3 protein-coding genes are annotated in these 2,870 nt (G+C 59.9%); 1 reads left to right on the top strand and 2 read right to left on the bottom strand.

The features are described 5' to 3' along the window. A partial coding sequence (locus AYK65_RS30965; protein ID WP_244560162.1) for an IS66 family transposase occupies positions 1-346 on the top strand: 346 nt, incomplete at its 5' end. 219 nt (positions 347-565) lie between these two features. On the opposite strand, the gene AYK65_RS30960 is transcribed toward AYK65_RS30965, so the two are convergent. Beyond that, positions 566-1,954, bottom strand: a complete 1,389-nt coding sequence (locus AYK65_RS30960) for an aminotransferase-like domain-containing protein (RefSeq protein WP_081163180.1) — start codon at positions 1,952-1,954, stop codon at positions 566-568. Positions 1,955-2,214: 260 nt separating this feature from the next. Next, a complete protein-coding gene (locus tag AYK65_RS30955) occupies positions 2,215-2,601 on the bottom strand; it encodes a hypothetical protein (protein ID WP_081163178.1) in 387 nt (128 codons plus the stop codon). Positions 2,602-2,870 lie beyond the last annotated feature (269 nt).

The raw sequence follows: 2,870 nt of genomic DNA, 5'->3' as shown, positions 1-2,870 counted from the left end.
AAGGGGGCGTCCATACCATCACGCACGTCGTGATCTGTACAATGAATTCCTGCGCAACGCCTCACCGGCAGCCGAGCGAGCATTGAACCTGATATCGGAGCTGTTTGCGATCGATGCAGGGGTCAACGGCTCGGACCCACAGACGCGGCTCGCCGCTCGGCAGGCAAGGTCCGCTCCGGTGCTGGAAACGCTCAAACGCCATCTCGATGCCACCCTCGCACGCATCAGCGGCAAGAGCGAGTTCGGCTTCCCAAGGCGCCGTAGGGGCCGGGTCGCGCGATCAAATCGGAACGCTGCGCGGCATCAGGTTGGAACGCATGCGCGCGATCGTCGGAATCCGCAGTAAACCCCATCCACGTGGCGAAATCGGCATTGAATGTCTTCGCTTCGCTGCTGGTGCAGAACCGTCGCCGATATCAGCGTCCCGCAATCGTCATCACGCTTCGGGAGACATGGTCCTCGCGTGCGCGACGCCCAATCTCTCGATCGAGGTCGCAGCGGCATCAATCATGAGCGCACAGAAGTATCGTGCAGCCTCTAATCCGTGTCGTTGTTGTCAATTCTATTACGCCACCGAGACGACGTTTACCGGCTGACGAGCAAGTATATCGCACAGGGTCTGAAGGGCATCAGAGAGTTCTATGAGATCGTTCGGCGCCCCTAGGCAGATGCGGATGGCGCCTGGGTCAACCTCAACCACCGCGGAGGCGATGGGTGGCGTTACAAGAATGCCCCGCCCGCGCGCAGCCGCGGCAAATTGATTCGCCTTCCATTCCTTCGGCAACGGTAACCACCCGTAGGAAGCTGGGAACTGAAGTTTCGCGGCTTCGGGGAAGACGTCCAGGAAGACGCGGTAACGCTCCAGCGCCTGCCGGCGCCGCTCACGCAGCAGTTCTTCCAGCTTGCCGTTTTCAATCAGGCGCACCACCGTCTCGCTCAGCATGGGAGCCACAAACCAGACTGAGGCATGCAGAAGGAGCTCCGCTTGCCCAATGAAGGCCATCGGCACCGTCAATGTACCGAGGCGGAAGCCGGGCGCAACGCATTTGGAATAGGACATCACGTAGAACGTACGAGCCGGTGCTAACGAGGCGATCGGCACAGGACGTTCAGGAAAGAAAAAGCCGTGGACGTCATCCTCGATGATGGCGAGATCGAATTCTTCGGCCAGTTCCGCAATGCGCCAGCGCCGGGCTACGGTCATTGTGCACGCCGTGGGGCTCTGGAGCGTTGGCATGCAATAGAGGACCCGTGCGCTGGATCCGTTGCAGGCTTGCTTAAGCGCCTCTGGGTCCATTCCCTCCTCATCCATCTGCACAGGCACCAAGTTAAGATGGCTGGCTGCAGCGATTGCCTTGAAGCCGGAATAGGTGAAGGCATCCACAAGGACGCTGTCGCCGGGCTTCGCCACCAGGCGCAGGGCGATATCGATGGCGTGCTGGGCGCCATTGCACAGGAACATTTGCGCCGGCTCAACGGTGAAACTGCTGTCCGACAGAGAGGCTGCGATGATTTCACGGTGACGAGGGCTGCCGGCGTGGGGGTGGTAACGCAGCAATGGTGCAAGGTCACGCTCGCCTATCATCTCGCCAAATAACGCGGACAGGGTCTGCGTCTCGTTCCCTTCGGCGGGCGCATTGAGCTCAAGGTTGCCCGGTCCATGTCGTTCTGCCACCTCCGCGCGAGCCGCGGATCGGCGACGGACGAAGGTGCCCTGTCCGATATGACTGCTGACCATGCCGCGTTGTTCGGCTTTATGATAGGCCTTGCTTACAGTGCCGACGGAAAGACCAAGCTCTCGAGCCAGGTCCCGCTGCGTCGGCAAGCGGTCGCAATCGGCTAGCCGGCCTTCAGCTATGTCCTGCTCCAGAGCGTTGAGCACGGCAAGGTAGCGCGGGCCCTCGGAAGCGAGCTGCCGTGGTAGCCAACCCGAGAATGTCTTGTCCAAGCTCATGTCCGACGCTCCTTTTCCTCTCCGTTGTCATCCCCCATTAGACATCAAGAGGCCGACATACTTTCTTACAGTTTAGGGTTTCAGCCCTTCGAAGCCGCCTTCGGGACCCCAGCCGCTGTCGCCGATCCCGCCGAAGAGAGTTTCTGGGATCTTCAACCCTGGTTGACACCAATGACGCCCACCTCCATCTCCTCCGCTATGTGGCTGGCAATCGTGGCGGAGCGATATAGGCGTGTCCGGCCAGACCCCAAGGCGATGCCTCACCCGGGCGAAGCCTGCTCTACATCATCCAATAGGTTGTACCAGTGCGACCGGGCGGGACGGTTCTTATTCATGGCCCTTATGTGATCCAAGACGTCCGCTAGGACAGTCGGCTTGTAGATTAGGCCGGCAGCCCTGAGGCCTTTGCCTCCGGTGATAAGTAGCGCCTGATGGGCAAGTGCATCGCTGATGAGGCCGTCCATCGCCGCAACGCGGCGGGTGCTGGCAACGGGCTCACGGTGGCTTGTCGCTGTTAGTGCGCGGTCAAGCTCTGCCTTCACTACTCGCGGCAACGTGCTCAGAGGCTGTTCTGTCGCAGGGTTGAGAACGGTTTCGCTTCGAGTAATGGTTTCCTCGATCCATTCACCATCAATGAGAGGTGCCACTTTCGTATTCCTACGGCCGAGTAAATTGCAGTGAGACGCCAGAGCGGCAGCTCCCAGAACAGTTCTTCTGTGCCGAGGAGCTATGAAGCGGCATCACTGATCGTGTCGCCGCTCTCAACCCCGTTCGCAGTGATTTGGCTTGCGGCTGCTGGTTATCTCCACATCCGGAGCCATCTTCCCTTGGTGGGCACCACCAGTGAGCACGGAAATCGTTTGGAAGATACGAACCACTATCACCTCTCCTCAGGCCTTCGCCCAACGACGAAGAC

Origin of the sequence: Ensifer aridi, from assembly GCF_002078505.1 — a bacterium.
Lineage (GTDB): Bacteria > Pseudomonadota > Alphaproteobacteria > Rhizobiales > Rhizobiaceae > Sinorhizobium > Sinorhizobium aridi.
Note: the sequence above shows the minus strand (reverse complement) of the source record. Positions and strands in the feature narration are given on the sequence as shown.